At 56.1% G+C, this 25,612-nt stretch carries 21 protein-coding genes; 15 read left to right on the plus strand and 6 right to left on the minus strand.

Translation table 11 applies throughout. The features are described 5' to 3' along the window. Positions 1 to 160: 160 nt before the first annotated feature. Complete coding sequence (locus Q0Y21_RS14000; protein ID WP_297796697.1) at positions 161 to 532, minus strand: hypothetical protein; 372 nt, start codon at positions 530 to 532, stop codon at positions 161 to 163. Between the two features lie 326 nt (positions 533 to 858). Between Q0Y21_RS14000 and rmuC the strand changes: the two genes are divergently transcribed. Further along, positions 859 to 2,139 (plus strand): DNA recombination protein RmuC, encoded by a 1,281-nt coding sequence (gene rmuC / locus Q0Y21_RS14005; protein ID WP_297797164.1) that lies wholly within the window; start codon positions 859 to 861, stop codon positions 2,137 to 2,139. A 5-nt stretch (positions 2,140 to 2,144) separates the two neighbouring features. Next, entirely contained in the window at positions 2,145 to 3,005 is an 861-nt protein-coding gene (locus Q0Y21_RS14010; RefSeq protein WP_297796700.1) for a hypothetical protein, read from the plus strand. A 10-nt stretch (positions 3,006 to 3,015) separates the two neighbouring features. Here Q0Y21_RS14010 and Q0Y21_RS14015 read toward each other — a convergent pair whose 3' ends face one another. Beyond that, on the minus strand, positions 3,016 to 4,035 hold the full coding sequence (locus tag Q0Y21_RS14015) for an AraC family transcriptional regulator (RefSeq protein ID WP_297796703.1): 1,020 nt from the start codon (positions 4,033 to 4,035) through the stop codon (positions 3,016 to 3,018). 173 nt (positions 4,036 to 4,208) lie between these two features. On the opposite strand from Q0Y21_RS14015, the gene Q0Y21_RS14020 reads away from it, so the two are divergent. Together Q0Y21_RS14020 and Q0Y21_RS14025 are read left to right on the plus strand one after the other, a co-directional pair. Beyond that, on the plus strand, positions 4,209 to 5,333 hold the full coding sequence (locus tag Q0Y21_RS14020; protein WP_297796705.1) for a CaiB/BaiF CoA-transferase family protein: 1,125 nt from the start codon (positions 4,209 to 4,211) through the stop codon (positions 5,331 to 5,333). Positions 5,334 to 5,444: 111 nt separating this feature from the next. After that, positions 5,445 to 5,798, plus strand: a complete 354-nt coding sequence (locus Q0Y21_RS14025) for an EF-hand domain-containing protein (RefSeq protein WP_297796709.1) — start codon at positions 5,445 to 5,447, stop codon at positions 5,796 to 5,798. A 168-nt stretch (positions 5,799 to 5,966) separates the two neighbouring features. Here the strand turns inward: Q0Y21_RS14025 and Q0Y21_RS14030 are convergent, their stop codons facing one another. Next, entirely contained in the window at positions 5,967 to 8,750 is a 2,784-nt protein-coding gene (locus tag Q0Y21_RS14030) for a hypothetical protein (protein WP_297796711.1), read from the minus strand. 195 nt (positions 8,751 to 8,945) lie between these two features. Further along, entirely contained in the window at positions 8,946 to 9,719 is a 774-nt protein-coding gene (locus tag Q0Y21_RS14035) for an enoyl-CoA hydratase (protein ID WP_297796713.1), read from the minus strand. Positions 9,720 to 9,916: 197 nt separating this feature from the next. Between Q0Y21_RS14035 and Q0Y21_RS14040 the strand changes: the two genes are divergently transcribed. Beyond that, complete coding sequence (locus Q0Y21_RS14040; protein WP_297796716.1) at positions 9,917 to 11,431, plus strand: fumarate hydratase; 1,515 nt, start codon at positions 9,917 to 9,919, stop codon at positions 11,429 to 11,431. A 33-nt stretch (positions 11,432 to 11,464) separates the two neighbouring features. Here the strand turns inward: Q0Y21_RS14040 and Q0Y21_RS14045 are convergent, their stop codons facing one another. Next, complete coding sequence (locus Q0Y21_RS14045; RefSeq protein WP_297796719.1) at positions 11,465 to 12,919, minus strand: protein adenylyltransferase SelO; 1,455 nt, start codon at positions 12,917 to 12,919, stop codon at positions 11,465 to 11,467. An 85-nt stretch (positions 12,920 to 13,004) separates the two neighbouring features. Here Q0Y21_RS14045 and Q0Y21_RS14050 point away from each other — a divergent pair, with 85 nt between their 5' ends. Genes Q0Y21_RS14050 through Q0Y21_RS14075 form a run of 6 tightly spaced genes read left to right on the plus strand, consistent with a single transcriptional unit; the run spans position 13,005 to position 19,875 of the window. Next, positions 13,005 to 13,952: a hypothetical protein gene (locus tag Q0Y21_RS14050; protein ID WP_297796722.1), complete on the plus strand. Its 948-nt coding sequence runs from the start codon at positions 13,005 to 13,007 to the stop codon at positions 13,950 to 13,952. Continuing rightward, positions 13,949 to 14,752, plus strand: coding sequence for an HAD-IIB family hydrolase (locus tag Q0Y21_RS14055; protein WP_297796726.1), 804 nt, complete (start codon positions 13,949 to 13,951; stop codon positions 14,750 to 14,752). The genes Q0Y21_RS14050 and Q0Y21_RS14055 overlap by 4 nt, the downstream gene beginning before the upstream one ends. Positions 14,753 to 14,782: 30 nt before the next feature. Further along, complete coding sequence (locus Q0Y21_RS14060) at positions 14,783 to 16,006, plus strand: glycosyl transferase (protein WP_297796728.1); 1,224 nt, start codon at positions 14,783 to 14,785, stop codon at positions 16,004 to 16,006. Further along, the gene (locus Q0Y21_RS14065) at positions 16,003 to 17,733 is read left to right on the plus strand and encodes a sugar phosphorylase (RefSeq protein ID WP_297796731.1); all 1,731 of its coding nucleotides are present in this window, start codon (positions 16,003 to 16,005) and stop codon (positions 17,731 to 17,733) included. The genes Q0Y21_RS14060 and Q0Y21_RS14065 overlap by 4 nt, the downstream gene beginning before the upstream one ends. 14 nt (positions 17,734 to 17,747) lie before the next feature. Next, the gene (locus Q0Y21_RS14070) at positions 17,748 to 18,887 is read left to right on the plus strand and encodes a DUF3524 domain-containing protein (RefSeq protein WP_297796734.1); all 1,140 of its coding nucleotides are present in this window, start codon (positions 17,748 to 17,750) and stop codon (positions 18,885 to 18,887) included. A 19-nt stretch (positions 18,888 to 18,906) separates the two neighbouring features. Continuing rightward, on the plus strand, positions 18,907 to 19,875 hold the full coding sequence (locus tag Q0Y21_RS14075; RefSeq protein WP_297796737.1) for an NAD(P)H-quinone oxidoreductase: 969 nt from the start codon (positions 18,907 to 18,909) through the stop codon (positions 19,873 to 19,875). 50 nt (positions 19,876 to 19,925) lie between these two features. Here Q0Y21_RS14075 and Q0Y21_RS14080 read toward each other — a convergent pair whose 3' ends face one another. Continuing rightward, on the minus strand, positions 19,926 to 20,951 hold the full coding sequence (locus Q0Y21_RS14080; protein WP_297796740.1) for an NADP-dependent oxidoreductase: 1,026 nt from the start codon (positions 20,949 to 20,951) through the stop codon (positions 19,926 to 19,928). Between the two features lie 170 nt (positions 20,952 to 21,121). On the opposite strand from Q0Y21_RS14080, the gene tssI reads away from it, so the two are divergent. Genes tssI through Q0Y21_RS14100 form a run of 4 tightly spaced genes read left to right on the plus strand, consistent with a single transcriptional unit; the run spans position 21,122 to position 25,466 of the window. After that, the gene (gene tssI / locus Q0Y21_RS14085; protein WP_297796743.1) at positions 21,122 to 23,203 is read left to right on the plus strand and encodes a type VI secretion system tip protein TssI/VgrG; all 2,082 of its coding nucleotides are present in this window, start codon (positions 21,122 to 21,124) and stop codon (positions 23,201 to 23,203) included. A 4-nt stretch (positions 23,204 to 23,207) separates the two neighbouring features. Further along, positions 23,208 to 24,059: a DUF4123 domain-containing protein gene (locus Q0Y21_RS14090; RefSeq protein WP_297796746.1), complete on the plus strand. Its 852-nt coding sequence runs from the start codon at positions 23,208 to 23,210 to the stop codon at positions 24,057 to 24,059. After that, complete coding sequence (locus tag Q0Y21_RS14095; protein WP_012139544.1) at positions 24,056 to 24,562, plus strand: DUF3304 domain-containing protein; 507 nt, start codon at positions 24,056 to 24,058, stop codon at positions 24,560 to 24,562. The genes Q0Y21_RS14090 and Q0Y21_RS14095 overlap by 4 nt, the downstream gene beginning before the upstream one ends. Next, a complete protein-coding gene (locus tag Q0Y21_RS14100; protein WP_297796750.1) occupies positions 24,540 to 25,466 on the plus strand; it encodes a hypothetical protein in 927 nt (308 codons plus the stop codon). The genes Q0Y21_RS14095 and Q0Y21_RS14100 overlap by 23 nt, the downstream gene beginning before the upstream one ends. Positions 25,467 to 25,612 lie beyond the last annotated feature (146 nt).

Below are 25,612 nucleotides of genomic sequence, written 5' to 3' on the forward strand. Positions count from 1 at the left end.
CTGAACCTGCGAACCCGTTAGTTTATCAGCCCGGGCCCGCCATGAAGACCTGCAAATATCCGCAGTAAGATACTCGCAGGTGGAGTATACAACAACCGATGTGTGTGGTTGCTTTACAGTTGGTTAAGAGTCAGAAAATTTTACGATTTTGCGGGACTTTTCAGGCTTTCTGGAAGAAATGCTGCGGTCCCAGTACTTCTTCGGAACGCAGGTATTCCTGAATAGTGGGGGAACAGTTCAGGTAAAACAGGAGCAATTCCCGTTGGATATCCTGGTCCTGAATGCGGGACGCGAAGTGGATCAGCGTCCGGATGTTCTCGTCTCCGGGTTTGTCCGTGTCGCTGAAGGACTTGCCATATCGGCTCTTGAGCAGGCTGGTCAACCGCTCAAGGTGGAACTGGCCCGTGTGGGTGATATGGGATAACAGCCGAAAACGGGTGACGCCAGCACCATGGAATCTGCAGCCCTGGCCCCCCGCGTAGCCGGACCGGGAAAATTCCGATCCCAGTTTTCTCCAGAGCTCTCTCAGCATGATGACATCCTGTTCTCCCTATCGCTCCGGAACCACGGCTGTCCGGTTAAAAACCGGTAATTCTGCCGTGGTGACAGAACACATTACTCTTTTAGTTTATATTACGGCTTGAGTCCATATGCGAAGGTAACGTCTTTGCCCGTTTTGCCAAGCCGTCGTGGTTTGTGAATTCAGGGTATTGATCAGGACGTTCGGAAAGGAAAAAAGGTTCCCGTTAACAGGAGGAAAGTGTGCCCGAGGCCGTTGCAGAAGTAGTCCGGAATCAGCCAGTGGTTTTCAGTGTTATTGCCTCTCTTTTGTTGCTGGTTGGCGTGCTGGTGATTGTGATGGCCCGGAGCAGCCGCGTAAGAATCGCTCAGCTGGAGTCTGAGAAAACCGAGTATCAGCGGCGAGCTGAATCCCTGGCGAGCGAACTGGGAGAGGCGCGGGTAGAGTTACGTGAATACGAAGTGACGTTGGCCAGTGAACGGCGCGCCAGCACTGAGAAGCTGGCACTGCTGGAACGCAACCGGGATGCCCTGAAGCAGGAATTTGAGAACCTGGCCAATCGTATTTTTGAGCAGAAAAGTGAGCGTTTCAGCCAGCAGACCCGCACCAGCCTGGACAGTTTGCTCAACCCCTTTCGTGATCAATTGCAGGACTTCCGCAAACGTGTCGAAGACGTCTATACCTCCGAGACCCGGGACCGTCAGGCATTGCGGAGTGAAATCAAATCCTTACAGGACCTTAACCGACAAATCACTGAAGAGGCTGCTAGTCTTACCCGTGCTCTGAAGGGCGATAAGAAAATCCAGGGTAACTGGGGCGAGTTGATACTGGAACGGGTACTGGAGCGCTCCGGGCTGCGCAAAGGCATGGAATATGAGACTCAGGGCAGCTATCGCGATAATGATAATCAGCTGCTGCGCCCGGATGTGGTGGTACACCTGCCCGACGACCGTAACCTCGTGGTGGATTCCAAGGTCTCACTGGTGGCTTATCAGCAGTGGATCAATGAAGAAGACGAGGGCGCGAAGGCGGAGGCACTTCGACAACATGTCGATGCCGTTCGCACACACATCCGCACCCTGAGCGAGAAAGATTACAGCCAGTTGAACGGGCTCCACTCGCCGGATTTTGTATTGCTGTTCATGCCGATCGAGCCAGCGTTTGTTGCGGCTTTCCAGCAGGACGAGAACCTCTTCGCAGAAGCGTTTGAGCGAAAGGTTATTGTAGTAACACCAACCACCTTGTTGGCCACGCTTCGGACCATCGAGAATATCTGGCGATACGAACGGCAAAGCCAGAACGCCCAACGCATTGCCGACCGGGCGGGAGCGGTTTATGACAAGCTCCGGGTTTTCGTGGAGTCCATGGAGAAACTCGGGGCGCAGCTCCACACGGCACAGGGCAGTTACGACGCCGCCATGAATACGCTGACCCGGGGGCGTGGGAACCTGGTCTCCCAGGCGAACCGCTTTGTCGAACTTGGTGTTCGTGTGAAAAAAGAGTTACCCCGGGCTATCATGGATCAGGCCGAGGTGGATCCCGATGACGACGACGCGTTCAGGCCGTCCGACCCGGCATCCGCATGTACCGGTGAATTTGCGGACAATAAGCAGGAGTAGAGGCAATGGTAAAAACATCCCGAATGGGGCATAAACTGGCCCGCAGCCTGGTTTTTGCCTCGTTGCTTGTGTCTACTGTGGCCCAGGGTACGTCCTTGGCTCCGGAGCATGAAGTCCGCCGCCTTATGCTGGCTACCGAGGAAGCCGTCGCTGCCAAAAGCTGGGGGGAAGCCGGAGAATACCTTAACCGGCTGCGGAGCCTCGAGGGCGAAAAACCCGCGGATTATTACTATTTCCGTGGTCGGGTGATGCAGGAATCCTCCCATTTCAATGAGGCGCAATCCGCTCTGGAAACCTATGTTTCCCGCGTAGGCTCGGAAGGCAGGCATTATCGGGACGCGCTTACACGAATTACCGCCATTGAGAAGTCCCGCCAGGAGCAGCGCTCCAGGCAGGATCAAAGCCAGGCCAGCAAGCGCGAGTCGGTTGCCATTATTGAGCCAGCCGGTCAGCAGGCGATGGCCAGTCTGCGCAAGCTGTACCTCGTAGACTCCGATCGCAAAGCCCTTACGGTTCATCTGAACAGTTTGTTGGAAGTGGCGGGCTGGCGTGCTGATCAACGTGTGGTCAGGCTTGATGTGCCAGCGGACGTGAGCTACAAGATTGCTTCCGTCGGAAGTCGGATAGAAGTTCAGGAGTCCCGCAGGGAAGAAGGCGAGCGAATCACCAAAACTACCCAGTCCATGAACGTATACGGTATCAGTCCCCGGGTTCAATGGGATTGCCAGCCCTCGGCGGCAACCTGTTGGGTGTATGACCCAAGGGACGGCTCCCGGTTGCTAAAACTCGGGCCCAACCGGGACCGGGCCGAGGAAATCGCCGGCACACTGGGGCGCCTGATAAAAACTCTCCAGAATCCCGGTTGATCGGCGGTCCTCACTCCCGGCTATTGCTTCGCTCTCCTTCCCGATAAGCGCCGGGGGTGACGCCTGTCCATTTCTTGAAGGCTCGGTGGAAGGTGGACGGTTCCGTGAAACCCACTTTGGTGGCAATGTCATTGATAGGCAGATCCTGCCGGCCCAGATAATAAATGGCCATGTCACGCCTGAGCAGATCCTTGATCTCCTGAAACGACGTATTTTCCTGCTTGAGCCGGCGACGCAGGGTTTGCGGGCTGGTATGCAGTTCGGCGGCAATCCACTCAAAATCCGGCAGGGGTTTGGAAAAATCCCGACCGATTAAAGCCCGAATCCGGCCTGTAAAGGTGTTGCTCTCATCCGGCCGTGACAGCAGGTCCGCCGGGGAAGTTTTCAGGAACTGGTGCATTTCCGGCCGATCCCGGATGACGGGTGCGGACAGGAAACGCTTATCGAAGGTGAGGGCGGTGCGTTCGGCTTCAAACGCCAGTGGGCAATGAAAGATGTGGCGGTATTCGTCGCCATGGGCGGGGCGGGGGTAGTCGAATTCGGCCTTCAACAACTCCACCGGCTGACCCACGAGCCAGCTGCCAAGACGATGCCAGATCACCAGCAGACTTTCACGCATGAAGTACATGGGGTCCCAGATGTCACCCTCAATAACAGTGACCAGTCGTGCAACCTGATCATCGACTTCCAGTTCCATGGATACCATCGGCTCGAACAGACGCGAGAACTGAAACGCCTGCCGGTAGACCGCCTCCAGGTTGGGGCAGTCAATGACCAGGGCGCACATCGTGGCGAAGGTACCGGTACGGCATTGCCGTGGGCCGAACCCCATGAATTCGTCATCCATACGGGTCCAGATGACCTGCATCAGCCGGCTGAACTGATCGCTGTTGACCCGGGCCATTTCGATCTTCAGCAAGTCCGGCGAAATGCCGGCCTCCCGCAACATATCACGGGTGTCGAAACCGGCGCGCTCCGCGCCAATCAGAGATGCTTCTACAAAGTGCCTGGAAACCGTCAGGTTTGACATGCCACTCGCTATTCCTTGGAAAACGAAGCCCATCATAAAACCCCCCGGCTACAATGCAACCTGCGGGCGGCTCAAAAGCTGGAAGAAATGGTCAATTGGAATGACGGAACCCGCAGTTGGCCCCTTGGGAAAAAAGCGTCAGCATAGAAAGAATCACCAACAAGGAGAAAATTATGCCAGGCCCACTGACGTCACTGAAAATTCTCGACTTCAGCACCCTGCTACCCGGCCCCTATGCCACCATGCTGCTGGCGGATATGGGCGCGGATGTGCTGCGTGTGGAAGCGCCAGATCGAATGGAACTGACCCGGGTTATGCCGCCCCACGATGGCGGGACGAGCACTGCTCACGCCTACCTGAACCGAGGTAAGCGGTCCCTTGGTCTCGATCTCAAGAAAGAGGGCAGTGCCGAGGTTATCAAGGAACTGGTCAAGGACTATGACGTCGTCATCGAGCAATTCCGCCCGGGTGTGATGGATCGACTTGGCATCGGGTATGACACCCTCAAGGCTATAAATCCAAAACTGATCTATTGCGCCATTACCGGTTACGGCCAGACCGGCCCTTACAAAGACCGGGCGGGCCACGACATCAATTACCTGTCTCTGGCCGGCGTCTCCAGCCATTGCGGCCGGGCGGACAGTGGTCCGCCGCCCATGGGCATCCAGATTGCCGACGTGGCCGGCGGCTCTCATCACGCGGTGATGGGAATCCTCGCGGCGGTTGTCCACCGGCAGCAGTCCGGAGAAGGGCAGTTTGTCGATATCAGCATGACTGACGCCGCCTTTGCCCTGAACGCCATGTCCGGAGCGGCCTGCCTGGCCGGTGGCCAGGAACAGAAGCCGGAGAGCAGTCTTCTCAATGGCGGCAGCTTCTACGATTACTACCAGACAAGTGACGGCCGCTGGCTGTCTGTGGGCAGTCTTGAGCCTCAGTTCTCCTCACGCCTTTGCGACACGCTGGGTCTGTCTGAGATGAAGAGCTTTGCCCTGAGCCAGAACCCGGAACACCAACACAAAATGAAAGCGGCCCTGAAAGAAAAAATCGCTGAGAAATCACTGGAGCAATGGCAGGAGATTTTTGCGCATCAGGACGCGTGTGTGGAACCGGTATTGACCATCTCCGAAGCGGCGGAACACCCGCAGTTAAAGGACAGAGGCATGGTGATCGGTGTCGATCGGGAAGATGGCACTGAGCAAAAACAGATTGGCTACCCCATCAAGTTCAGCCAGACCCCGTGTGACGCAACACATGTGGGCCGCAAACTGGGAGCGGATAACGACTCTATTCTTTCCTGAGCTAAGGGTCGCCTGCAGGTTACTAAAGCGTCATTGGCATTTTATGGAAATAGGGTCCTTAATTGACAATGCAGTCAACCATAGATCAAAAAATGATCAAGGAGGTGTCTGATGAGCATTAAAACCCTGAGTCTTGCCACCGTAATGTCGATGGCACTAAGCATTCCCGCTGCATACGCTGCCGGTTCCTACGGAACCGAAGAAGGTGCAACGGAAGGTGGCAGCGAAAAAATGCAGCAAAGCGAAACCATGGAGCAGGGTATGTCTTCCCCCTCCTTCGCTGAGCTTGATGCCAATCAGGATGGCGTTCTCACCGAGGACGAGTTAAACGTATACGGCAGTACTGCAGCCGGTAACCCCGATGAACAGCCCATGTCAGGTCAGGAAACCCGTGACATGATGATGGAGTTGGATCGGGATAGTGATGGTCAGCTTACTCAGGAAGAGTTTGAGGGTATGGAGTAATCTTCCACTCAATATTTGCTCATAAAAAAGCCCCGCATTGTGCGGGGCTTCTTTGCTTTCTCAAGCTATCCATCAATTCTGATCCAGTGCCGAATAATTGGTGTAACTCCGAACAGAACAGATAATAAAAAAAGGCCTCCAGTTGGAGGCCTTTTTCATTCTGACTAACTACGGCGAAGTACACAGAGCCGGTAGCTCTGCCAGCGCGACACCAAACGTTACGTAGGTTTCACAGAGCATGCCGCCAAAGACTGCAATGTTGTCAGCAGAAGTTGGTGTGCCATGATTTCCTTCGTTGTAAGTGGTTATCATATCCAACCCCAGCGTGAGAGGCTTGGTTCCAGCCAGTGGCGCATTAAAGCTGTTGACAGTTACGGAGACCGGAAGACCTGTCTGCTCCGGACTAAACGTGCCGGATAGAGCCGGAATACCCCATTGTTGCTCATCAGCTGCGTTCGGGATTACGGTGTCGCCAGCTACCTCTGATAGCAATACTGGAGTTGAAACCCCTAGTGTATCGACAAAGTTTATTGGGTCAGCGGAGTCAATTGCTGCTTGAAGAACGTTGAAGTACGTCTCAAGGTTTGCGTCTCCTTGAGTCAGGCCTGCTGCTTGCTGGAGTCCAAGCAAGATTCGCGGAGCGAAGGCTGGCGAGTTCTCGAGCAAACGGACGATGCCGCCACCTGGAGTCAGCATGCTGGCAGCCGCCACATCATTGAACGTGGAAGGGATATCCGAGCTCCCATCAGCTGTAGTGAAAATCGTAGAGTCAATCTGGTTCTCGTTGACTGACGCTAAGAATGGCATACCGGTGATTGTGCCCAGAGAATGACCCGCAAAATACACGGTATCCGTTGCGGTGACTTCAATAAGGCTGTCATCGCCGCCAGCGGCGGCTGGGCGAGCGAGAGTTACGCCTGGCTTCCCTGCAGCTGGGTTCCCAAACAGAGTTGCCCGCAGGTTCATTTGATCAACAACGCTTTGGCGGTTGTTGTCTCGTGCCGCGAGGAAGTTTTGAAGGTTGATATAAAAACTACCGGAGCCATCTGTTCCAGCAGCATTCGCTGGATCAAACACCATGGCCGCAGGAGCACCGGAAGCATCAGCATATAGACCAAAGTGGCGCTCATTGTCCGCAGGTGCGAGCCCTGGGATGGTGCTGCCGGCGTTTGCAACGGTGTTTACCAAAGACTGTGCTGTTAGAGTGCTCTCTGTTGTCGCTGTTCCTCCGGCCAGAGCATCGGCCAAGTCAGAGACATTGCCCGCCACTACGAGCGGCGCCAGGGCCTCAGCTTCCTCAGTAGTTGCACCTCCCCCTTCAAGAAGCGCTATAGCGAGAGGCAGTTGCTCCTCGGCTGCAAAGGGCGTCACGCCGTGCAGCGGCTGGTCTATTGCAATAACAACAAAGCCTTGAGCCGCCAAGCCGGTACCAAATGTCAGCGCGGCGCTCCGGTCGGTGGTGATGCCGTGTTGGTATATGACAACGCCATTAATCGTGCCACTGTTGGGGTAGAGAGCTAATAGTGGAACCTCTTGGGTGCTCAGTTCCTTCGGGAATGGGAATATGTAATTTACGGCCGTTGAAACGGAAGGGTCAGCTTGTGGCAGTGATACCCCCAATGCCGAGAAGGTCTCGTTCAGGGATGCAGCCAGTTCACTGTCTGCGGTCCAGTTAACAGCGCCGCCACCGGCAATACCGGCACCTGTGCTGCCCATGTAATAGGGGAGTGAAACCGTCCCCTGTGCTGCAAGGACGCTGTCCGAACCCGGAATAGAACCAGCCACTGCCGACACTAAGCCTACTGGTGAGATTGTGCCGTCATCGATAGAAATTGTGTCGGTAAAACCGCTGCTACCGTCGAAAACGTTGCGGTTGACGCCGGGAATTGGAGTGGGCAGTTCGGTCACAAATTTTGAAGCCAGCGCAACACCCACGCAATTAACAGCAGGTTCGCCGAGACCGCTTACATTTGGGCCGCCGATCTCGCATGCACCACCTTCTGCAAATAGTGCGTTGAGAGGTGAATCTGGGTTAGCTGGGAGAGATGTAGGGAAGGCGCCGAATGCAGTATCGACAGCCGTTTTCACTTCTTCGAAAGATGAAGCTCCTGCTTCGACGGCTTGAGAAGCTGCGCTAACTTTTACAAAGGTTTCTATCTGATCAGAGAACCACGCCGCAGGCTCAGCAATATACTGCAGTACCTTCTCATCATTCGAAGTCGTAAAGCTGTAACTCACCGCAATATTGTCATCGGTGATTCCGAGTGCCGCACCAGCAATCGGTTCCCACAGGCTGTTGATCAGGGTACGAACCGGAGCCAAACCATCGTTACCCAGCGGCTGCTCTTCATCGGTCAGGTTGGCGTAGCTGGGGGAGGCGATGATGTTTTCGCCATTGATGTCGGTAATGTCCTTGGTAACCACTGCCACGTAACGCTTACGTGGATTCAGCGGTTGTAGGGGCAGAATGCGAATGGCGGAGGTGCCATCAAGGGTTTCAACATCAGCGCGAGCGGCGGCGGCACCAAGCACAGTCGGTGGCTCCCCAATGCTCAGACCTTGTACAGGGTCTCCACTGGCATATTCGAGTTCAAGCAGGAAGACGGTCTCGCCGTAAACCACAGTGCCTGGGTCGATCTGTCCATTGAACTGGATCACAGCGGGAGCAACTGTAGAAGCGCCGCTCAGTTCGTTCAGAGCGGTGGTAACGGGGGGAGAACTGTCCGTTACACCAAAGGTTCCATCCCCTTGTTCAGAGTCGAATATCAAATCGTTAGGGATTGGTAACTGGCCTAGCAGTGGATTAAACAGCGGCCAGGTCTTCCCATCGATGGCTGGGTTGTTGATCTTATAATCCGGATTCGCATTCGCCCCCGAGTCGGCGCTATCAAAGCAGCCTGTCAGACCAAGGGAAGACGCCACGGCAAGACTTATTAGTGTTTTCTTGAACATGGGTGTGGAACCTTTTCCTATTGTTGTGTCGTTTTTCTGTATTTTCCGTAACTCTGACTATAGCGACAGAGTGGCAACAGTTGATCAGCCAAAAGTGTGATTCTGGCTTTTTGGAGCCTCCCTGCATTCAGCTGGCCTTTGACCTGCTATGAAAAATAGTTGGCAGAGAGGTTTTTGTCGAGTTTACGCAGGCGGTCAGTCGAACTTTGAGAAGTCCGGCTTTCGCTTCTCCATAAAGGCCTTGAAGGCTTCGGCGGCTTCCTCGGATTTGAGGCGTTCGCCGAACAGTTCTCCCTCCGCCAGCATGGTGTCTTTCAGCTGTCCCAGGTTGGGGCGGTTCAACAGCTCCTTGGTGGCACGAATGGCAGCCGGTGCCTGGGCGGCCAGTTGGTGGCAGCTCTCCAGGGCGGTCGTTTCAGTGGATTCTGGCTCGCATACCCGGTTGATGATGCCCAGGCGGTAGGCGTCGTCTGCGGTGAAGGCGCCGCCCAGCATCAGCAGTTCCGCCGCGCGGACGCGGCCAATCCACGTGGGCAGCAGCAGGCTGGAGCCTCCCTCCGGGCAAAGGCCGAGGTTGGCAAAGGGCATCTGAAAGCGGGCGTTGTTGCCGGCAAAGACCAGGTCGCAGTGCAGAAGCAGGGTGGTGCCGATGCCAACCGCAGGGCCGTTAACGGCTGCAACCACGGGTTTGGTGGCTGAGGCCAGCAGGAACAGGAAACGGCCGACCGGGGTTTCCTCGAAGGAACCGGGCAGGCCCTGCGCAAAGTCGCTCAAATCATTGCCGGCGGTAAAGCAGTCGTCGCTGCCGGTGAACAGGACGCAACGGATGTCCGCGTCGGCATGGGCCTGTTCCAGGGCGTCACCCAGGGCTGTGTACATGGCATGGGTGAGGGCATTTTTTCGGTCCAGGCGGTTGATGCGTACCACCAGTACCTGTTTGTTTTTTTCAGTTAGGACGAGGTTGGTCACGTTATCTCCTGCTGTTGTTCTTCATTTATTCGTTAGGATGGTAACTTCTTTTCGTGGTTTTTTTCACGGCTTTTCTTGAACTGTGGTTCAGAGAATCCTGAGTTTCCCCGTCGGTCCCATGCCGCGCTCTGGTCATTTTCTGGTAAACTCCCGCTTCCGAATTCTGTCATCGATAAACCAAAACTGATGAGACGCCTATGACCACCGTAATTCGCCAGGACGACCTGATTGAGAGCGTAGCGGACGCGCTGCAGTTCATTTCCTACTACCACCCGAAAGATTTTATTCAGGCTGTGTACGAGGCCTATCAGAGAGAAGAGTCCCAGGCGGCGAAAGATGCCATGGCGCAGATCCTGATCAACTCCCGCATGTGCGCGCAGGGCAAGCGGCCGATCTGTCAGGATACGGGCATTGTGACGGTGTTTGTCACCATCGGTATGGATGTGCAGTGGGATGCGGACATGCCGCTGGACGATATCATCAATGAAGGTGTACGCCGCGCCTACACTCACCCGGATAACGTCTTGCGGGCCTCTGTACTGGCTGATCCGGACGGCAAGCGCGCCAACACCAAGGACAACACTCCGGCGGTGATCCACTACAAGATGGTTCCGGGCAACACCGTGGACGTCCACGTGGCCGCCAAGGGCGGTGGTTCTGAAGCCAAGTCCAAGTTCGCCATGCTGAACCCCTCCGACTCGGTGGTGGACTGGGTCCTGAAAATGGTGCCGCAGATGGGTGCCGGCTGGTGCCCGCCGGGCATGCTGGGCATCGGTATCGGTGGCACCGCCGAGAAGGCGATGGAGCTGGCAAAAGAGTCCCTGCTGGATCCGATCGATATTCACGACCTGCAGGCCCGTGGTGCGTCCAACCGCTCCGAGGAACTGCGTCTGGAGCTGTTCGACAAGGTTAATGAGCTGGGTATTGGCGCCCAGGGTCTTGGCGGTCTGACCACGGTTCTCGATGTGAAGGTGAAGGATTATCCGACCCACGCGGCCAACAAGCCGGTGGCGATCATTCCGAACTGTGCGGCCACCCGCCACGCACACTTTGTGCTGGACGGTTCCGGCCCTTCACTGCAAACCCCGCCGAGCCTGGACGACTGGCCGGAAATCACCTGGGAAGTGGGTGACAGCGTGCGCCGCGTGAACCTGGATACGGTGACTCCGGAAGAGGTGAAAGACTGGAAGCCGGGTGAAACCGTGCTGCTCTCTGGCAAGATGCTGACCGGTCGTGATGCCGCCCACAAGAAGATGGTGGACATGATCGAGCGTGGCGAAGAACTGCCGGTGGATCTGAAAGGCCGCTTCATCTATTACGTGGGTCCGGTGGATCCGGTTCGCGAAGAAGTGGTTGGCCCGGCTGGTCCCACCACCGCCACCCGCATGGACAAGTTCACCCGCACCATGCTGGAAAAAACCGGCCTCACCGGCATGATCGGCAAGGCCGAGCGCGGTCAGGTAGCGATTGACGCCATCCGCGAATTCGGCGCCGTGTACCTGATGGCCGTGGGTGGCTCTGCCTACCTGGTGTCCAAAGCCATCAAGAAGGCCGAAGTGGTGGCCTTCGAGGAACTGGGTATGGAAGCCATCTACGAGTTTGAGGTGGAAGACATGCCGGTTACGGTAGCGGTGGATTCCAAAGGCTCCTCCGTCCACCAGACCGGCCCGGTCGAGTGGCACGACAAAATCATCGCTGCCAAAGCCGTCTGAATGCCGGCCCCCTGTTCCTGATCCCGTCCGGGATCAGGACGAGCAACTGATGTTCAGGTGCTTCCCCCAATCCGGGGGAAGCGCTGCATACCCTTCGAATTCCGGCTGTTCATCGAACGGCTTTTCCAGGACCTTCAGCAACTCTTTCATTGGCTCATAGTCCCCGTTCTGTGCTTCCTGAATCACCTGTTGTGCCAGGTAGTTTCGCAGGATGTACTTGGGGTTTACCTTGCACATGGCGTATTCACGGGCGTCATGGGCGTGGCTTTCGGTCTCCAGGCGTTGCTGGTAGCGCTCAAGCCATTGGTCTGCCACGCTGCGATCCACAAACAGATCGCGGACTGGCGCAGTGCCTTTGGTGGTCAGGGTGGACAGCCCACGGAAGAATCGGGTGTAGTCCACGTGATGTTCGTTGAGCATGTTGAAGGTATCCATAATCAGCGGCAGGTCCGACCGGTCCTCTTGAACCAGCCCGAGCTTGTCCCGCATGTTCTGCAGGAAGCGTTCGTTGTAAGCGATTTCGTATCGCTTCAGGCCGCGGCGGACGCTGTCCTCGTCCATGACCGGCAGTAACGCATTGGCCAGGTACTGGCAGTTTACAAAGCCGACTTCCGGTTGGCGGTTGTAGGCATAGCGGCCACCCTGGTCGGTGTGGTTGCAGATGTAACCAGCATCGAAATCGTCCAGGAAGGCGTAGGGTCCGTAGTCGAAGGTATCGCCGATGATGGACATGTTGTCGCTGTTCATGACGCCGTGACAGAAGCCGACAGCCTGCCAGTCGGCGATCAGTCGCGCGGTGTGCTCAACGACTTCCTCGAACCATCGTGCGTAGCGCTCACTGTCTGCCAACCCGATCAAATGTGGAAAGTGCAGGGCAATGACGTGATTCATCAGGGTTTTCAAGGTGTCCTTGCCTTCGTGATGAGCGGCAAACTCGAAATGCCCGAAACGGATGTGAGTTTCGGCAACGCGGACCAGTGCGGCAGCGGTCTCTATGGATTCACGAGGCACGGGGTCCCGGGCGCTGACCATGAACAGGGCGCGGGTCGTGGGGATGCCCAGGCCATGCATGGCTTCGCTGCAGAGGTACTCGCGGATGGTGGAGCGTAACACTGCGCGGCCGTCACCAAAGCGGGAGTAGGGGGTCATGCCCGCGCCTTTCAGGTGCCAGTCCCAGCGTCGGCCGTCCGGCCCGATGGTTTCCCACAGGAGCAGACCCCGGCCATCCCCCAGGTCCGGGTTGTACATGCCGAACTGGTGGCCGGTGTACTTCATGGCCACCGGATCCATGCCTTCCAGTAATTCGGTGCCTGCACCAATGCCGGTCCAGTCTTCCGGCTGGTTGCTGTGAAACCCCATCTGTTCAGCCAGGGCATGGTTGAAGCACACCATGCGGGCGTCTTTCAGCGGTGTCGGTTGAACCCGGGTATAGAAGCTGTCCGGCAGCTCCAGATAGCGATGTTCCACCCGAAAACGGTTGTTGCTCATAGGACGCCTACACTCTCATCTGGTACAAATCATGCTAAAAATTAAAGGTATAGATATAAACACAAACCTCTCAGGACACCGGACCGTGGCTGATCAACAACTTCTGAAAATCCTGCAGCCCCTTATAGATCAGGAATCCCTGCCATCATCCTACGTGAGGACAGTGGAACAGACCATCGTACCGCTGGCCAGGCATGTTCAGGCCCTGGTCCGGACAGGGAAGCAACCGATCATCGTTGGCATACATGGTGCTCAGGGTACAGGGAAATCAACGCTAACCCTGTTTCTGAAAGAGATCCTGCAGGCTGTATATGATTGCCGGACGGTCAACTTCTCCCTGGATGATATTTACCTTACCAGGGCAGAGCGCGAGCACCTGGCTGACACTGTTCACCCGTTGCTGGCGACCCGGGGTGTGCCGGGGACCCACGACCTTGCGCTTGGTCAGAAGCTGATTAACCAGCTGACGCAAGCTGGCCCGACCGACCGCACACCTGTACCGGTTTTTGATAAGTCTATGGACGACCGATCCCCCAAAGAGCTGTGGCCGGAGTTCGAAGGGCGGCCCGATGTGGTGCTGGTTGAGGGCTGGTGTGTCGCAGCGACACCGGCAAATAATCCCGATGAATTGGCCGCTCCGGTTAACACGTTGGAGCGGGAGGAGGATCCGCAAGGGATCTGGCGCCGGTATGTTGATGAGTGTCTGCAGGGCGCCTACCGGACGTTCTTTGATCAACTGGATACTCTGATCATGCTCCAGGCGCCTTCGATGGACTGTGTTTTGGAGTGGCGCACTCTGCAGGAGCACAAGCTCGCCCGGCGTCAGGGTGGTGCACCAGAAGAGGGCAAAAATCCAAAGACCCTCAGAATCATGAACGATGACCAGGTCGCCCGATTCATTATGCATTATGAGCGCATTACCCGCCGGTGCCTGGCGGAATTGCCGTCGCGGGCGGATGTGGTGATAGCGGTGGCGGAAGATCACAGCCTGGGCCTACCCAGTTTCCGCAAAGTTGACGGAGACATGCCATGACCAAACCCCGCCTTCTGGTGTTCACCGATCTGGACGGCACGCTGCTGGACCACGACACCTATCGATGGCAGGCAGCGGAGCCTGCACTGGCGCGGCTGCGGCGGGCAAACGTTCCGGTGGTGCTCAACTCCAGCAAGACGGCCGCGGAGATTCGCGATATCAGAGCCTCCTTGAACAACGACCACCCGTTTATTGTCGAAAATGGTGCAGCGGTCATCATTCCGGCGAACTGTTTTGGGCCGAGGGCCGAGCAGGTGGTGAATTTTGGGGCGTCCCGTGAGCAAGTGCTATCCGTGCTGAGCGGGTTACGCTCCGAGGGCTACAGATTTCGGGGCTTTGCGGACATGTCGGTGGAGGAACTGGGGCGCGTGACCGGCCTGTCCGCAACTTCGGCCGAGCTGGCAAAAGACAGGCAGGGAACGGAGCCTGTCCTGTGGGACGGTTCGGATGAGGAATTGGTGACGTTCACCCAAAAACTGGCCGCGGAAAAACTACGCCTTGTGCGGGGAGGACGCTTCTTTCACGTGATGGGGGACTTCGACAAAGCCGATGGGGTCCGTTTCTTGCTGGGTAAATATCGGGAGCACTATGGTCGGGCGTGTTTGGTAACGGTCGCGCTGGGGGACAGCCCCAACGATCAGCGGATGCTGGAGTCGGTGAATATTCCGGTCATCATCCGCGGTGTCCAGTCAGATCTGGTGCAGCTCACCTCCGACCGGCATGCCATGCGCTCCCTCAAGCCCGGCCCTGAAGGCTGGAACGAATGCGTACTCAATATCCTCTTCGAGTACGGTTACTGAACCCTAATTCAGGACACGAGGAATACAGCCATGGGCGATTTTTACCAGAACGGCATCGTCACCACCCTTCATAACCTGACCCGCCGTCCGGTGGAAGACCTCGAACAGGAACTGATGAACTTTCGCAAGGCACGCCCCATGTCACTGGTGTTGCCCTCGCTTTTCTCGGAGCTGGAAGGGCCGGCACTCAAGCACATTGTCAGTGAGCTGGCCAAAGTGCCGTACCTGGAACAGATCGTCATCGGGCTGGATCGAGCAACGGAAGAGCAGTATCGCTATGCCCTGGAGTATTTTTCGGAACTGCCTCAGAACGTCAAGGTGCTCTGGAATGATGGCCCCCGGCTGCGAGCCATTGATCTCAAGCTCCGGGAACAGAACCTGGCGCCCACGGAAATGGGCAAGGGGCGTAACGTCTGGTACTGCTTTGGCTATGTATTGGCTTCCGGTCTCAGCAAGTCCGTCGCCCTGCACGATTGCGATATTCTGACTTACACACGGGAGTTGGTGGCTCGCCTGATCTACCCGGTCGCCAACCCTGCCTTCAATTACATGTTCTGCAAGGGGTATTACGCCCGGGTAGCGGACAGCAAAATGAACGGTCGCGTCAGTCGTCTGCTGGTCACGCCGCTAATACGGGCGCTGAAGAAAGTCTGTGGCCCCAACGATTTCCTGGATTACCTGGACAGCTACCGTTACCCACTGGCGGGGGAGTTCTCGTTCCGGACGGATGTCATCAACGACCTGCGGATCCCCAGTGACTGGGGGCTGGAGGTAGGGGTATTGTCGGAAATGAAGCGCAACTACGCCACTAACCGATTGTGCCAGGTGGACATTGCCGACACCTACGACCACAAGCACCAGGAACTGTCGCCGGAAGATGCCAGCGGCGGGCTGTCCAAGATGAGCACGGACATTTCCAAGGCGTTGTTCCGAAAGCTGGCCACCAATGGCGAGATTTTCTCCAACGAGAAGTTTCGCACCATCAAGGCGACTTACTTCCGGATCGCGCTGGATTTTGTCGAGACCTACCAGAATGATGCCATCATCAATGGCCTGACCTTCGATCGCCACAAGGAAGAAAAAGCGGTAGAGCTGTTTGCGCAGAATGTGATGCGCGCCGGGGCCTATTTCCTCGATAATCCTATGGATACACCGTTTATTCCGAGCTGGAACCGGGTAACCAGTGCGATTCCGGATATCAAAGAGCAACTGATGGAAGCGGTGGATCTGGATAATAAGGAGTTCCGCCCATGAGAGAACCACTGAAATCCAAACTGGCGGGGATGCTGGAGGTCGTCTACCCCGATCTCGACAGTGGGTTTCTGGCGGAAAAACTGCTCAAGACCATGGGGCTCGCTCCGAATCAGGAGCCTCCACCGGCGCACCAGAATAACTGGGACGAAGCGGACATTGTCCTGATTACCTATGCGGACACCATCCGGCGAGCGGATGAAAAGCCGCTGGTAACGCTCCGTGAGTTCCTTAAGGATTACCTGGCGGATGACGTCTCGGCCGTCCACATCCTGCCATTTTTTCCTTACAGCTCCGATGACGGCTTTTCAGTGATGGACTATCTGGCGGTCAACGAATCCCATGGCACCTGGGAAGACATTGAGCGCATCGCCGGGGATTTCAGGCTGATGGCGGACCTGGTGATCAATCACATGTCCGCTCGCAGCCGCTGGTTCGAGAACTTCCGCAAGCGTATAGACCCGGGGAAGGATTACTTCTTCGAGGCCAGCCTGAACGATGACCTGAGTGCGGTGGTGCGTCCGCGGACATCGCCACTGCTTAACCCGGTGATGACGGAGGATGGCGAGCGATACGTCTGGTGCACGTTCAGTGAAGATCAGGTGGACCTGAACTTTGCTAACCCGGACGTGTTGATGGAGTTCGTGTCGATCATCCGGAAATACCTGGAGCGTGGCGTGGTCATGTTCCGGCTCGATGCCGTGGCCTTCCTGTGGAAGGAACCGGGGACGCCTTCCATCCACCTCCAGCAGACCCACGAACTGATCAAGATCCTGAGGCTGCTGATTGAACATCACACCCCGCGGGCGGTGGTGATCACCGAAACCAACGTGCCCAACCGGGAAAACCTGACGTACTTAGGAAACGCCAACGAAGCGCACGCGATTTACAACTTTTCCCTGCCACCGCTGCTGATCCACACCCTGGTGACCGGGAACTGCCGGCATCTGAAAACCTGGTTGATGAGCATGCCTCCGGCGCAGATGGGCACTACCTATCTGAATTTCATTGCTTCCCATGATGGTGTGGGCTTGCGTCCCACCGATGGCCTGCTGACCGAGGACGAAAAGCAGGGTCTGATCAATGCCATGGAGTCCTTCGGCGGTAAGGTTTCATACCGTCGTACGGAAGACGGCCGTGACCAGCCCTATGAAATCAACATTGCGCTGTACGATGCGCTCAAGGGGACCGTCAAAGGTGGGGCTGATCACTGGCAAATGCAGCGCTTCATCTGCGCCCATACGGTGATGTTGGCACTGGAGGGAATCCCGGCCTTCTACATTCACAGTTTGCTCGCCACAGAAAACGATTATGAGCGGGCAGAGCACACCGGCCGTCTGCGTTCCATTAATCGGGGGCAGTGGAAGCTGGAATCGATCGAAAGTGAGCTGGCCAACCCGTTGAGCCATCACAGCAAGGTATTCAAGGAGCTCAAGCGCCTGATCGCCATTCGCCGCCGTCAGCCGGCGTTCCATCCCAATGCCACTCAGTTCACGCTCCACCTCGGGTTACAGTTGTTCGGCTTCTGGCGCCAGAGCATGCGGCGGGACCAGTCCATTTTCTGCATTCACAATATCAGCGACGAGGTTCAGAAAATCGCCCTCAGTGACATTAACCTGATTGGTACCGACCAGTGGGTGGATTTGATTTCCGGGCTGCGGGTGGATGACCTGAGCGGTTCCATCACGTTAAAGCCCTACCAGAGTATCTGGCTGTCGAACCGGGAGTAGGGCAGAATGCGCTCATGCTCAAGCAACCGCTATCCCCGTCAAAACCACGAGTACTGTTGTTATCCGCCTACGATGCCGGCAGCCACAAGCGCTGGCGGGAACAGCTGGTTGCCAGCCAGCCGGAATTTGACTGGCACGTGCTTGCCTTGCCGCCCCGGTTCTTCCGCTGGCGGATTCGCGGGAACGCACTGACCTGGCTTCAGGAACCCGCGTTTCGGGAACACTGGGATCTGCTGTTGGTAACATCCATGGTGGATCTGGCGTCCGTTCGAGGGTTTCACCCCCATCTTGCCTGCACCCCCGCTTTGCTCTATATGCATGAAAACCAGTTTGCCTACCCGGATTCCGGCAAGCAGCACGCCAGTGTCGAGCCCCAGATGGTTAACCTGTACAGCGCGATTGCCGCCGACCACGTGGTATTCAACAGTCAGTGGAACCGGGACAGCTTTCTCGTTGGAGTCGACGAGTTTTTCAACAAGTTACCTGACGGCGTACCCGATGGAGTGATTCGTCAGATCCGGGACAAGTCCAGCGTCGTTCCTGTGCCGATAGAGGACTATCTATTCCGTGAACGGGCCAATCCCCACAACTTTGCCTGCCCACATTTATTGTGGAACCACCGCTGGGAGTACGACAAATCTCCGGACCGGCTTTTAAGGCTGCTCGATCGGCTGGCAGAGGTGGGTCAGGATTTTCGCCTTAGCGTGGTGGGAGAACAGTTCAGGAACCAGCCCAGGGTGTTTGATGAGATAAAGCACCGTCACCGCAGTCGCCTTGTGCACTGGGGCTATATGGACAGCCGGGAAGCCTACGACAAGTTGTTGCATGAAGCCGACGTGGTGGTGTCCACCGCCTTGCACGATTTCCAGGGGCTGTCGATGCTGGAGGCCATGGCCTCTGGCTGTCTGGCTCTCGCACCGGACCGTCTCGCCTACCCGGAATATGTTCCCTCAGCCCAACTTTACACCAGCTCGGTTGACGACCCGGAACGGGAAGCTTTGTGTGCGGCTGACACCCTGGTGTCGCTGCTGGAGCAGAAACCGGATGCAAAGCCTCCATATGAATGGCGCCATACGGAATTGAAGCGCAGTTACCGCAATACTATGTATGTCACCATTGGCAGTGAAGCGGTATGCTCAATGATTCAAGAATGAAACACCGGAGCGTGCGAATATGATGAAGGCGATCAAGGTTGTCGGCGATGCTCTGAACTGGGAGGCCTGTGATGCTCCCTCGGAGTTGCCAGAAGGTCATGTCTGTATTGACGTGAAGTGGACCGCGATCAATCGTGCTGATCTGATGCAGAGGGCCGGCGTTTATCCGCCGCCTCCCGGTGCCTCGGAGGTTCTGGGGCTGGAAGTGAGCGGGACCATCGCCGACGTTGGTGAAGGTGTGAGCGGCTTAATGCCGGGCGACGAAGTCTGCGCGTTGCTGACCGGCGGCGGGTACGCCACCAAAGTGGTCGTGCCGGCGGCTCAGGTATTGCCGATTCCGGAGGGGTTGTCTCTCAGGCAGGCGGCGGCGGTGCCAGAAGTGTTTGCCACGGCCTGGCTGAATCTTTACCGGGAGGCGGAATTGCAGCCGGGTGAAAAAGTCCTCCTGCACGCGGCCGCCAGTGGCCTGGGTACGGCCGTTATACAGCTGGCAACAGCGTTTGGTAATCCAGTGTTTGCCACCGCGGGCGATGACGGAAAGCTGGATTTTTGTCAGAAACTCGGAGCCACCGGTATCTGGAATCGAAACAACGGCTCGTTTGTGGATGCGGTCCGGAAATGGGGTGGCATCGATATGGTACTGGACCCGGTGGGCGGCAGTTACATTGGCGATAACCAGAAAGTGCTGAACGCGGATGGTCGAATAGTTCTGATTGGCCTGATGGGCGGGCGGTCCGCCGAGGTGGATCTTGGTTTGATGCTGGTGAAACGTCATCGCCTGATCGGATCAACCCTGCGGTCACGACCGCTGATGGTCAAAGGGGAAGTCATGCAGGCCCTTTATCGACACGTCTGGCCACTGCTCAGTTCCGGTCAGATTGAGCCGATTATTGATTGTGAATGGCCCATTGAAGAGGCTGCCGAGGCCATGGCCTACGTGAACGCCAATAAGAACACCGGCAAGGTGCTGTTGAACGTAAACGGCTAAGTGTATGTACGTCGGATTAGCAAGGCGTAATCCGACGTACCCACGTCAGATCAGTCCGTAATGTGGACCAATTGCTTCCCGAAGTTTTGCCCCTTCAGCATCCCCTTGAACGCCTCAACGGCATAACCCAGCCCCTCGGCAACGGTCTCACGATACTTCAGCTCGCCGTTGGCGATGCGATCAGTAAGAATGCCGGTGATTTCCTGATGCTTGTCCTGCCACTCGGTGACCAGGAAAAAACGGTGATCGGGAACCGGATCCAATGCCTTCAGGACATGGAACGGTGTCTCGACCGACGCCATGTCACTGGCATTGTAGGCAGACACATAACCGCAGATAGGCACGCGGGCCCCGGGGTTCAGTAACGGTGCAACCGCGCGGGTCACGGCACCGCCAACATTCTCGAAGTAGATATCGATGCCGTCAGGGCAGGCCGCTTTCAGATCCTCTTCAAGGTTACCCGCCTTGTAATCGACACAGGCATCGAAACCCAGTTCTTCAACCACGAAACTGCATTTGTCCGGTCCGCCGGCCACGCCCACCACACGGCAGCCTTCTTTTTTCGCCGTCTGGCCGACCACGGTGCCGACAGGCCCGGAAGCGGCAGACACCACCACGGTTTCACCTGTCTTGGGTTTGCCTACGTACGTCAGGCCGCAGTAGCCGGTACGGCCGGGCATGCCCGCTACGCCCAGATAAGTCTGCAGGGGCACATTGTCTTTCTGGTTGATTTGGTAAACCATCGGCGCATCCGCCGGGAAAGTCACGTATTCCTGCCAGCCGGAGTAGCAGGTGACCAGGTCGCCAACCTTGAGTTTGTCGGAGCGGGATTCCACGATCCGCGCGACGCTCTCCCCAACGATGACCTCATCAATGCCAATGGGATCCATGTATCCCTTGGTATCGTTCATACGCGGGCGCATGTAAGGGTCCAGTGACAGCCACAGGACCTGGGCCACGACTTCTCCCTCGTTGGGCGGCCTGACAGGGCGCTCTTCCATAACAAGGTCGCCATCCTGAATTTCGCCCTGGGGACGCTGTTTGAGCACGATTGCATGATTCTTGTAGTCGTTCACTGACGTTCTCCGGTTGCGTAATGAAACCAGATTAGGGTGCAGCAGAATGGGTTTGGGGTCAACCTCTCAACTCGGGATGACCGGGGTTACATTCGCCAGCCCGATCGTTATAATCGGGCCCACTCAGGACGAGTAATGAACATACGACTTTATCTTCAGGGACCGAAGACATGCCCCAGGCAAGCGGACTGCAGTTCACCGCCACCATTGGCGGATTTTCCTCTGATCACTTTTCCGTTGTCGGCTTCGAGCTGAACGAAGCCCTTTCTGAACTGTTTCACGGCAAGCTCAAACTGGCCAGCACCGACCCGTCGGTAGCGGCGGCTGATGTACTGGAACAGACTGTGGATCTGGTGATCTGGCAGGACGGCGCGCCGTTGCGGCGTTTCACGGGCGTGGTCAACGAATTCGCCCGCGGCGATGCTGGTTACCGCCGCACCCGTTACGAAGTCATCATTCAGCCCCCGTTGTGGCGCCTGGGCCTGATGCAGAACAGCCGCATCTTCCAGGCTCAAGCTACCGACGCCATCGTGCGAACCCTGCTGGAAGAGCGGGGCATCGTCGATACCGTGTTCGATCTCAAGCGTCACCCGGAAGAACGGGAATACTGCGTCCAGCACCGGGAAAGCGACCTGGGGTTTTTAGAACGGCTGGCGGCCGAGGAAGGCTGGCATTACCGCTATCACCACGGTGACGTAAATGGCGAAGAACCACCCGCCCTGATCATCGCCGACCACCACGGCGACGCCCCCAGACTCGCCCCCGCCGAATACAATGGCACGGCCGGCGGCAGTACCCGCCAGAGCGCCATCTTCCAGTTCAGCTACCGGGAGCGGATCAGGGCCGCCTCCGTGGCCATGAAGGACTACACCTTCAAGAATCCAGCATACGCCCTGATGCACGAACAGCAGGCTGACAAACTGGCTGCCCAGCGGGAAGACTATCAGCACTACGACTACCCGGGCCGCTTCAAGGCCGACGCCAGTGGCCAGCCCTTCACTGGAAGCCGTCTCGACGCGCTGAGAAACGACGCCGCCATTGCCAACGGACAGAGCAACCGTCCCGACTTCACCGTGGGCGCCAAAGTTAAACTTGCTGAACACGACAGCCCGGCCCTGAACCGGGAATGGCTGTTCACCAGCATCAACCACACCGGCGAACAGCCCCAGGCCCTGGAAGAAGAGGGGGGCAGTGCGGCCACCACCTACCACAACGCCTTCAACGCCATCCCCGCAGACCGCACCTGGCGGCCACAGATCAACCACCGCCCATTAATGGACGGCCCCCAGATTGCCATCGTCACCGGTCCGGAGGGGGAAGAGATCCACTGCGACGAACATGGCAGAGTAAAAGTAAGATTTCCCTGGGATCGTTACTCCAAGAACGACGAACACAGCAGCGCCTGGCTGCGAGTCAGCCAGGGCTGGGCAGGCGGCCAGTACGGTTTTACGGCATTGCCGCGCATCGGCCACGAAGTCATCGTCTCTTACCTGGACGGCGACCCGGACCAGCCCATCATTACCGGCCGGACCTATCACGCCACCAATACGCCGCCCTACGCGCTGCCGGAACACAAGACAAGAACCACCCTCAAAACCCAGACCCACAAGGGCGAGGGCAGTAACGAGCTGCGATTTGAAGACGAAGCTGACCAGCAACAGATCTACGTCCACGCCCAGAAAGACCTGGACCTGCTGACGGAAAACAACCGCACCGAAGTCATCCGAAACGACAGCCACCGAACCGTCGAAAATAACGATTTCACTCACATCAAAGGCAACGATCACTGCACCGTAGATGGAGAAAAACGCGAGTCCATCGGCGGCGACTGCAGCCAGAATATCGGTGGCACCTTCCACCAGAAATCCGGCAAGGGGACCCTCAGCGAAGCCGGCACCGAAGTTCACCACAAGGCAGGCGCCAAAGTGGTACTGGACGCCGGGGCAGAACTCACCATCGCTGCTGGTGGCAGCCTGCTGAAACTGGATCCGAGTGGTGTGACGCTGGTGGGGCCCGGTATCAAGATCAATTCGGGTGGGTCGCCGGGTAAGGGGAGTGGCCAACAATCTCGACAGCCGGAGAGGCCTGAGACTCTCGGCGTTCATCGTGACAAGAGTGCGAGCGCTCCTGAGCTGGCGGAAACTTCGATTAGACGAAGTGCCGGGCCGGAATCTCGAGATTTGCCAAAGATCTGTAAAGAATGCTGGTTAAGGGCGCTGGATCATGGGGCACTTATGGTAAGTGGAGATTAGAGGCGTGATTGAGTATGTGCCCAGAGAGTGGCTTGATAGTGCGGATGAGAAGCTGAACTTTTTCGTTATTGCCGAGCTTGCTTTCATTGATCCTGCAGAACGTGCGGTGGCCTTGGATCAGGTATCAGGAAGGATGTGGCCCCTCGTGTATGACGATTCCCAGCTACATTTGGTCAGCGAGGGACCTTGGTTGATTCAGCTTGATGTAAAAAGGCTTGAACAGGCCAGTATCAGTAGCCTGGCTGGTGCCAGCCAGGCATGGATAGCGGCGTACTCGGAGGGAGAGCATCTTAGCCGTCAGTTAGCTCCGGCATTATGCTGCATTTCTCCGGAGCAAGAGGTGCGTTTGCTTAGATTCTACTGCCCGGAAATTATCAAGATACTGAAAGATCAGGTGGAGCGTTCATGGTTCGATGAGCTTTTCGCCGACTTGGTTTCATGGAATTACAGGTTGGAAAATGGAAAATTTCACATGATCTTTGAATCCCGTTTAACAACAAAATCCGGTAACTCTGACGAATGGATCTTGGACGTGGATGAAGATCTGTGGCGTGAATTGGTGGGCAATCCAGAGATCGATGTGCTCATCAGCAGCCTTGCCAAGGAAACGCCAGAGGTGTTTTGTGGTTTGAGTGGAGGAGTGAAGCGGCAAAGGGTGCAGGATTGTCTGAATCGAGCTGACGAACTGGGTATCGTGACCGTCGATGATCGAAGGGTTTATGTGTATTTGGAGATGGCAGCAGGTAATGAAGAAACAGCATCCGCCGAAGTTAAGGAGCTTGCGGAACGCGCAGTTAGTATGCAGAAACCATTAGTTGAGTTACTCGACGGGCCGGTAGAACAGGGGAGTATATGATTGGTCGCTGGTTAATGAACAAGGTTTTGGACCCACTGCCTGTTTGGCTGCAATTGATACTTGTTTTAGCAGTTTTTAGTCCGATTGCGTGGAACTATACGTTTGCAGCTAAGGACGCTGCTTTTGTGTTCCATAACCATGTGGATCGCCCTATCCACGATGTAAATTTGAACGGTAAATGGATAGGTGGGGCTGCAGCTCACGATGGAAATGGGCCGGGAACCAGCGGTGGTGCAATTTGTTGTGGAAAGCTTGACTCTGGGGAAGTCGAGTTAACTTGGACCGTAAGTGTGACCCAATCACAATATGATGTCGGCCTTAGAAAGCAAAGCAAGAGATTGTTGGTTGAAATTCCTGAAAGACCAAATGATGAGCTTTATCTTCATGTGCATATTTTCGCTGATGATTCTGTGAAATTTTTCTGGAGCGAATCAACTAGATCCAATTATCAAATAGAACAAAGCAAGGATGCGTTTGTTAATGTTTTCGAGAAAAGTAATTGACTCCTGTGCGAAGTTAAGTAGGGAAAATGCTGAAAATCCGGGTTGCTTCAATGACCTTCAGCTAGGTTTTTTCTTTGACGGAGTGGGCTTGGGGATTGATGGCAAAGAGGGCGTAGGGAAGCGCTCTAATATTTCCAAACTATGGTTTCTCTACCATTATGGCGTTTCCGAAGATAAATCTCAGTACTTTGATAAGTTCTATTTTTCCGGGCTCGGTGTTGCATTGGATGCAGATGCCGCCAATGGTTTTGGTGGCGCCGCCCGTCGAACGCCAGATGAGGTCGTGTCAGGGATAGATGGTCAAAAAAATGGAGCTGGAGTAGAAGCTGGCAAGCATACGATAAGTAATAGTGGTGGCCGCCCCTGGTACGAAACCTTCTCAAAAACCTTTAAGGATTCTTTTACGGATTGGAAGGGCTGGGTTAAAGAGATTCGGAACGGTGCGATTCGTGCTGGTACTGAAATATTCGAGCCAATACGTGATACCCCCGTTGCTGCCAGCTTGTTGATGTCAGGTGCGCCAACCCGGTTAGACATGGCAGAAAGATCGTTTCGCCGCAAGGTAGAGGAGGTAATGTCAGTTGAGGGGCCACCATTACGTACGATTCGGATTTCCGTATTCGGGTTCGATTTTGGCGCTGCTATAGGTAAGCGGTTTATCCGGAACCTGTTGGAAAATGTATGTACCCAGTCTGCTGAAAAGTTTTTATATAACGATATCGAAGTTATTGTCGAATTTGCGGGTTTCTTTGATTGCGTTGATCGTACTCACCCGGAAATGGGACCGCTCGATTGGATGCATCCAATGACTCCGGTTCTGGACGATGGGGGAGACTTGCATCCAGCTGTTGCAACAGCTTTACATTTGGTCGCCGCCCATGAACGTCGCTTCTATCGCCGCTAACGGACCTTGGGAACATTGAATAATGACTGGAGGGAGGAACTATTCCCTGGAATCAGTCCGGATGTAGGAGGTGGTCTTGAGGATGGCAACCAGAAGCCGAGCTCAGAACTTTCCACGGTAGCTTTACATCGTATGTATAACTCAGC

This window comes from uncultured Marinobacter sp., assembly GCF_947259545.1.
Taxonomy (GTDB): Bacteria; Pseudomonadota; Gammaproteobacteria; order Pseudomonadales; family Oleiphilaceae; genus Marinobacter.